This is a genomic window from Stenotrophomonas sp. Ste96 (assembly GCF_024519495.1).
Taxonomy (GTDB): Bacteria; Pseudomonadota; Gammaproteobacteria; order Xanthomonadales; family Xanthomonadaceae; genus Stenotrophomonas; species Stenotrophomonas bentonitica_A.
On the sequence record NZ_JALJRX010000002.1, the window covers coordinates 509,585 to 517,082 of the forward strand.

5 protein-coding genes and 1 pseudogene are annotated in these 7,498 nt (G+C 66.9%); all 6 read right to left on the reverse strand.

Annotated features, from left to right (window positions below; genetic code table 11):
- Positions 1 to 43: 43 nt before the first annotated feature.
- Positions 44 to 2,317, reverse strand: coding sequence for a methyl-accepting chemotaxis protein (locus tag OC373_RS09065; RefSeq protein WP_046273424.1), 2,274 nt, complete (start codon positions 2,315 to 2,317; stop codon positions 44 to 46).
- A 180-nt stretch (positions 2,318 to 2,497) separates the two neighbouring features.
- Positions 2,498 to 4,858 (reverse strand): methyl-accepting chemotaxis protein, encoded by a 2,361-nt coding sequence (locus OC373_RS09075; RefSeq protein WP_261997532.1) that lies wholly within the window; start codon positions 4,856 to 4,858, stop codon positions 2,498 to 2,500.
- Between the two features lie 96 nt (positions 4,859 to 4,954).
- Positions 4,955 to 5,338: a hypothetical protein gene (locus tag OC373_RS09080; RefSeq protein WP_019182922.1), complete on the reverse strand. Its 384-nt coding sequence runs from the start codon at positions 5,336 to 5,338 to the stop codon at positions 4,955 to 4,957.
- Positions 5,339 to 5,511: 173 nt separating this feature from the next.
- The gene (locus OC373_RS09085) at positions 5,512 to 6,003 is read right to left on the reverse strand and encodes a chemotaxis protein CheW (RefSeq protein WP_019182921.1); all 492 of its coding nucleotides are present in this window, start codon (positions 6,001 to 6,003) and stop codon (positions 5,512 to 5,514) included.
- A 159-nt stretch (positions 6,004 to 6,162) separates the two neighbouring features.
- Entirely contained in the window at positions 6,163 to 6,942 is a 780-nt protein-coding gene (locus OC373_RS09090; RefSeq protein WP_261997533.1) for a flagellar brake protein, read from the reverse strand.
- Between the two features lie 183 nt (positions 6,943 to 7,125).
- A pseudogene (locus OC373_RS09095) lies at positions 7,126 to 7,498 on the reverse strand (methyl-accepting chemotaxis protein); the annotation flags it as partial.

Here is a 7,498-nt window from a genome sequence, read left to right on the forward strand (position 1 = left end):
GCAGGGGAAGGGGATGCGGCGACCGGGTGATCGCCGCGGGCACTCAGAACTCTTGCCAGTTGCCGTCATCGGCCGGCGTGCTGCGCGCGGGACGCATCGGCGTGGCGGCACGCGGGGCGGCCGGCGTTGGGCGGCTGGCGGGACGCACCGGCGGCATCCCGGCAACCGCGCGGGCGGTGACCGCGCTGACGGCCTGCGCGACCTGGTTGTCCAGGCGGAAGATGGCCACGGCATCGGCCAGCTGGGTGGCCTGTTCTTCCATCGCGCGGGCGGCAGCCGTGGCTTCTTCCACCAGGGCGGCGTTCTGCTGGGTGGTCTCGTCCATCTGCACCACGGTCTGGTTGACCTGGTCGATGCCGGCGGACTGCTCCTGCGAGGCCGCCGAGATCTCGGCCATGATGTCGGTCACGCGCTGCACCGAGGCAACGATCTCGCCCATGGTCGCGCCGGCCTGGTTGACCAGCTGCGAGCCTTCGGCGACCTTGCCGACCGAGTCGTCGATCAGGCCCTTGATTTCCTTGGCCGCACCCGCCGAGCGCTGGGCCAGGGTGCGCACCTCGGAGGCGACCACGGCAAAACCACGTCCCTGTTCCCCGGCACGTGCCGCCTCCACCGCGGCGTTCAGCGCCAGGATGTTGGTCTGGAAGGCGATGCCGTCGATGACCGAGATGATCTCGGCGATCTTCTTCGAGGAGGTCTGGATCGCGGCCATGGTGGTGACCACTTCGCCGACGACATGGCCGCCCTGGGTGGCCACGGTGTGGGCGCCGATCGCGAGCTGGTTGGCTTGGCGCGCGTGCTCGGCGTTCTGGCGCACGGTGGAGGTGAGTTCCTCCATCGAGGCCGCGGTCTCTTCCAGGTTGGCAGCCTGCTGCTCGGTACGGCGCGAGAGATCGCTGTTGCCGGTGGCGATTTCGCCGGCGGCGAGGTTGATGCTGCCGGCGGCCTCCTGGATCTGGCCGACGATCTGGGTCAGCTGCGCGACGGTGGCGTTGGCATCGTCGCGCATGGTGGCGAACACGCCCTGGAAGTCGCCGTGCATGCGTGCGGTCAGATCACCCTCGGCGATCGCCGAGAGCAGCTGGGAGAGCTTGCCCAGGTTGTCATCGCTGACCTGCATCATCGCGTTGAGGTGGCCGATCATCCGGCGGAAATCGTGATCGAAGCGGGCGGTGTCGCCACGCTGGCTGAAATCGCCGGCGGCGGCCGCCGCGGCCAGGCGCTGGATCTCGCCGTTGATGTTGCCCAGGTTCTGCTTGACCGCATCCACGGTGGCGGTGATGGCGGCCTTCTCGCCGGGGTAGCGCGCGATGTCCGCGCTGAGGTCGCCCTGCGCGTAGCGCTGCACCACCGCCAGCACCGCATCCATGGTCTGCACGTGTGCGCCGACCAGGGTATTGGTTTCATGCACCATCAGGCCGTACTCACCGGGGAAGGCGGTTTCGTCCATGCGGTAGCCGGTGCTGCCGGCATCGTGGCGGCGGGCCATCTCGCGCTGGCCGCTGATCACCGCATGCAGCTGTTCCTGCATGCGCGCCATGCTTTCCAGCAGGCGGCCGGGCTCGTCGTGCGCCTGCTCGCCGATGCGGCTGTCCAGCTTGCCGCGGGCGATGCTTTCGGCCACGTGGGTGGCCTGGCGCAGGGGCAGGGTGATGCGGTTGCCGATCAGCCAGCTCAGCCCCAGCACGATCAGCACCACGGCGCCGCCACTGGCGGTCATCACGGCCGTGAAGGCCAATGCGTCGGACTGCACGTCATCCATGTACACGCCGCTGGTGATGACCCACTGCCACGGGGCGTACATGCCGGCGTAGGTGACCTTCTCGATCAGGGCGTCATTGCCGGGCTTGGTGGTCTTGTAATACGTGTAGCCGCCGCCGGTCCTGGCCATGTCCACCTGCTGCAGATAGATCGGCACGCCGTCCTTGGAGGTGTAGTCCTTCTGCACCTTGCCCACGCGGTCACGCGCGAAGGGGTGCATCAACAGGGTGTAGTCGGTGCCGAGCACGTTGTAGTACGCGCTGTCATTGTCGGCACGCATCACGTCCAGCGCCTGCAACGCCGCTGCCTTGGCAGCCTCTTCGGTCAGCTCACCGGAACTGGCCAGTCGGGTGTAGTGCGCCAGGATGCCGTAGCTGAGTTCAACCTGGGTCTTCAGCGCTTCCTTGCGGGTTTCGGCAAGGTCCAGGTACTGCATGCGGGCAGCAATGATCGCCAGCGCGATCACGCCGACGGCGATGAGTGCGGTCAGCAGGTTGAGCTTGCGCCTGACGGACAGGTTGGAGAAGGACTGGTTCCAGCGGCTGAGTAGATTCATGGGCAGGGGTCTTTGATCGACAGACATGTCGCGGCAATGCTGTTATCGGCCGCAGGTCGCCACGATTGAGTCCGCTCGACTGAGCGTATTCAGGTTGCGGGCAGCGCCGCAGTGGAACGCGCAGAAAAAAGGCCCCGATGCGCATGCATCGGGGCCTTTCCGCGTGGTGCGTGGCGGGGCTTAGAACTCCTGCCAGTCGCCGTCGGCCAGTTCGGTGGCCACCGGGCGCGAGGCCGGGCGACGTACCGCGGCCTGCGCCAGCGGTGCACGCACGGCGCGCGGCGGTGCGGCCACGACCGGCGCCGGGGCGATCTCCTGCTCGTCGAGCTTGAAGATGGACACCGCATCGGTCAGGTGACCGGCCTGTTCTTCCATGGCACGGGCAGCGGCGGTGGCTTCTTCCACCAGCGCGGCGTTCTGCTGGGTGGTCTCATCCATCTGCACGACGGTCTGGTTGACCTGCTCGATGCCGGCCGACTGTTCCTGCGAGGCCGCGGAAATCTCGGCCATGATGTCGGTCACGCGCTGCACCGAGGCGACGATTTCGCCCATGGTGGCGCCGGCCTTCTGCACCAGCGCCGAGCCATCGTTGACCTTGCCGACGGAGTCGTCGATCAGGCCCTTGATCTCCTTGGCCGCGCCGGCCGAACGCTGGGCCAGGGTGCGCACTTCCGAGGCGACGACCGCAAAACCACGCCCCTGCTCGCCGGCTCGCGCAGCTTCCACCGCGGCATTCAGCGCCAGAATGTTGGTCTGGAAGGCGATGCCATCAATGACCGAGATGATCTCGGCGATCTTCTTGGACGAGGTCTGGATCGCACTCATGGTGGTCACCACCTGGCCGACCACATCACCGCCCTGGGAGGCGACGCTGTGTGCGCCGATGGCGAGCTGGTTGGCCTGGCGGGCGTGCTCGGCGTTCTGGCGCACGGTGGAGGTCAGCTCCTCCATCGATGCGGCGGTTTCTTCCAGGTTGGCGGCCTGCTGCTCGGTGCGGCGCGACAGGTCGCTGTTGCCGGTGGCGATCTCGCTGGCGGCCGAGTTGATCTGCTGGCTGGAGTGCTTGATCCGGGTGACGATGCCGCTGAGCTGTTCGGCAGTGGCGTTGGCGTCGTCGCGCATCCGGGCGAACACGCCCTGGAAGTCGCCGTGCATGCGCACCGTCAGGTCGCCCTGCGAGAGCGAGGCGAGCAGGTTGGAGACCTGTTCGATACTGGCCGAGTTGGCATCCAGCAGACCGTTGAGCTGCTGGGCCAGTTGCAGGAAGAAGCCTTCCTTGCCGTCGCTGTCGATGCGGCCGGAGAGGTCGCCGGCCGCTGCCTGGGCGATCACGCGGGCAACTTCGGCTTCCACCAGGGCTTCAGGGGTACGGTCGCGCCATTCGATGACGTGGCCGACGGTCTCGCCCTGCTCGTTGGCGATGGAGGAGATCACCTGGGCGAACTGGGCCTGGCCGAACTGCATCGGGCGGCGGCTGACGCCGTGCTGCTGCAGCTGTGCCAGCGTGCGGGGATCGATCTCGCTGCCATGTTCCAGCGTCGCGGCCGACTTGCCGATCAGCGAAGCGGCGGCGTCGAAGTCCGGCAGGTCCTTGCGGATGTCGGCTTCGTACTGGCTCAGGGTCTGCTGCAGGGCGCGGTTGCTGTAGACGATGGTGTGGTGGGCATCGGTCAGGTAGACGCCGGTGGAGCTGTAATCCAGCGCGGTGCGGATGCGCAGGTTCTCGCGGGCGATGGCCTGGTCGGTTTCGGTGCGCTCGCGCAGATCGCGCTGCATGCGCTGCATGGCCTGCAGCAGATCGCCGACTTCATCCTTGCGGCTGACGTCGATATGGCCGTCCAGCTTGCCGCTGGCGACATCGTTGGCGACCGAGACGGCGCCGCGCATGCTGCCCACCAGCGAACGGGCAAACAGATACACCAGCACCAGGCCCAGGGCGGCGCCGCCCAGCAGGGTGATGACGGTCAGCGTGGCCGAGGCGGCGTAGGTGGATTCGGCTTCCTCGCGGGAGGCGCGTGCGAGACGGTTGTCTTCAGCAATCAGCGCTTCGAGCGCCGCCGAGGCCTTGCGATGCTTGGCGCGGGTTTCGCCGACGAAGGTGTCCACGGCATCGTCGGGCAGGTCCAGCTCGAGCATTTCGGTAACGGCGTCGTAGGACGCCAGCGAATCGGTCCAATCCTTGGCGAAGGTGTCAAACAGCTTCTTCTGCTGGGGATTGTCGATCAGCGCGGGGTATTTCTTGATCGAGGCGTCGATCTGGGTGCGAAGCTCCGCGGCGCGGGCCTTGGCTTCGGCCTTGACGTCATCGCTGGCGCGGATGAGGCCCTGGTAGGCGGAGTTGCGGTACTCGCCGACCATGCCACGCAGCTCACCGGCGGTGCGGATGCTGTCCATCCGGGGGCCGGCCAGTTCGGTGGTGACGTTGTTGAGTGAGTGCAGGCCACGATAGGCCACGATGCCCTGCAGCAGCATCACCAGCAGGAGGACGCCGAAAGTCAGCATCAACTTGGGCATCAGTTTGAGGTTGTTGATCCACGGCATGGCAGGTGCGGTCTCCAGTGGCAAACGCGTCCGGCCGTCGGGGCCGGTTGCAGCGACCACGCCGGCCAGGGCCGGCGTGGCAGGGCGAACGGGCAGTTACTTGATGTTGGCCAGCTTCAGGCCGGCCGGCGAGCTGACTTCGATTTCAGCACGCGAGGCATCGCGGGCGATCTTGCCGATCACGCAGACGGTCTTGCCTTCCAGCGATTCCAGCGGGAAGCTGAACTTGTCGCGGTTGGCGCCGGCGATGCGGGCCGAGAAGGTGTGGCGCGGGAACGCGCCGCCCATGTACAGGAAGGTCGGCTGGCCTTCGGAGCCTTCGGCGTAGCGGGCTTTTTCGACCTTGCCGCAGACCATGCCGTCCTTGCCGACCGAGCGCGGTGCCAGTTCCGGCGGAATCATTTCACCGGACTGGGCGAATGCAGTGGAGGCGGAAGAGGCGATCACGGCGACCGAGAACAGGGCAAGCAGGGACTTCATCGGGAAAATTCTCCGGGGATATGGGCAAGGTGGCCCGGCCATGGGCGATCCAGTGCAGCCGGGTTCTGAAACCAGCTATCGGCCGGTCAGGGGGGAACTGAAGCAATTTTTTCGACGGTGGCCGTTGCAGACGGCGGCAGCGGCGTGACTGCCGTTTTTCTGTGACGGATGTCTCAGGCGGCGACGTCGTCGATGACCGCTGCCTGGCCCATGTCGGCGCTGTCGAGCAGGGTTTCGATATCCAGCAGGATCAGCATGCGGTCGTCCTGGGTGCCGATGCCGGAGATGAAGCGGGTATCGACGGCGGCGCCGAATTCGGGGGTCGGGCGGATCTGGTCGGCGGCGAGCGGGATGACGTCGGAGACGCTGTCCACGACGATGCCGACGACGCGGTCTTCGACGTTGAGGACGATCATCACGGTGAAGGCATCGTAGGTGGCATTTTCCAGGCGCAGTTTGAGGCGCAGGTCGATGACGGGGACGATGGTGCCGCGCAGGTTGATGACGCCTTTGATGTAATCCGGGGCATCGGGCACGCGGGTGACGGAGTCGTAGCCGCGGATTTCCTGGACTTTGAGGATGTCCACGCCGTAGTGCTCGGCGCCGAGGGTGAAGCTGAGGTACTCGCCGCCGTCGCTGGCGGCGTTGCTGTTCTTGTCGTTCATCGAGGGGTCCTGGGTCGGGCGTGGCGGTCGAAAAACCGGGGGTCACGCTGGATATCGGCCTGCCCGGGGGCGACTTTAGCTCCCACCCACCCAAACCCTGCCTTCAGTCGGGACCATGAGCCGCAGGGATGCGGCGACGCCATGCCGTTGAAGCAGCGATCAACTCTCCCCGTTCTTCCGCGCACTCCGCTGCCGGTCGATACGGAAGATGTAGCGCTGGATCGCGCTGTCGCCGCCGCGCGGGAGGTCGTCGAAGCGCATGCCGATGCGCTTCATCTCCGCCCCGTTGGGCAGTTTGAGCGCCAACTGGTTGCAGACGATCAGCGAGACGTGCAGCGGGCTGCCGTCGGGGAGGTCGAGCCGGGCGGCGTAGCGTTTCTGCAGGGAGAACACGTTGCAGTCCACCGGCACCGTGACGGCCAGGCCACCGCCGCTGATGTCGACCACGCGCAGCTGGAGCGCTTCGCTGCGGTCTTCGTTGACCGGGAACTGCAGGTGCGGGGAATCGGTGATCGGCGTTTCCAGCCGGTACAGTTCACGGCGCTGCAGGTGCACCAGTTCCTGCGGGAACGGCACGCGGAAGGCGACATGGCCTTCGTTGCGCACGCGCTCCAGCCCGTCCAGGCGGAAGCGGACCATCACCCGGTCCAGCTGGGCGAAGCAGAGCAGGTGGCCAGCGTCCTCGGCGGCGCGGTTGGAGGGCTCGGACGGGCTGCCGTCGAGCAGCAGCCAGTCGTCGTCTTCGTCCAGTTCCAGGACGGCCGTGGGGAAGGACTGGTCACGGCCGCCGAGATGGGCGTTGATCAACGAACGCTGGTCGATCAGCGCCTGCAGCAACTGCCGGATCTGGCGGGGGTTGCGGACCAGGTACCTGTCATCCGTGGCATCGTCGTGGATGCCATGGGGGCGGTCGTGTGCGTCGAGGCTGCCTTCGGACATGGAATCTGCTGGGTTGGGCGGGTGCCGGCAGGCGTAGATGCCGGGGCTCTGTCCGTTTATCGGCAGTAGTTCACATTTATGTAGGGGCAATTGCAGCGCGGCGGTGCGCGATGGCCCTGCCGAAACGACGACACCCCGCCGGAGCGGGGTGTCGAAGGGCGCGTGATCACGTGGCAGGCGCGATCAGAACTCCTGCCACTCGGTGTCGTTGGCCAGGGCCGGTTCGCGGGGGCTGACCCGGCGCGGTGCGGCAACGACGCTGCGCGGCTTGGCCGCTGCGACGGCTCGTGGCGCGGCCGGTGCATGGACCACGGTGGCCGGTGCCGTGTGCCCGTGGCTGTCCAGCTTGAACAGTGCGACAGCGTCGGTCAGGTGACCGGCCTGTTCTTCCATGGCACGGGCGGCGGCAGTGGCTTCTTCCACCAGCGCGGCGTTCTGCTGGGTGGTCTCATCCATCTGCACGACGGTCTGGTTGACCTGCTCGATGCCGGCCGACTGTTCCTGCGAGGCCGCGGAAATCTCGGCCATGATGTCGGTCACGCGCTGCACCGAGGCC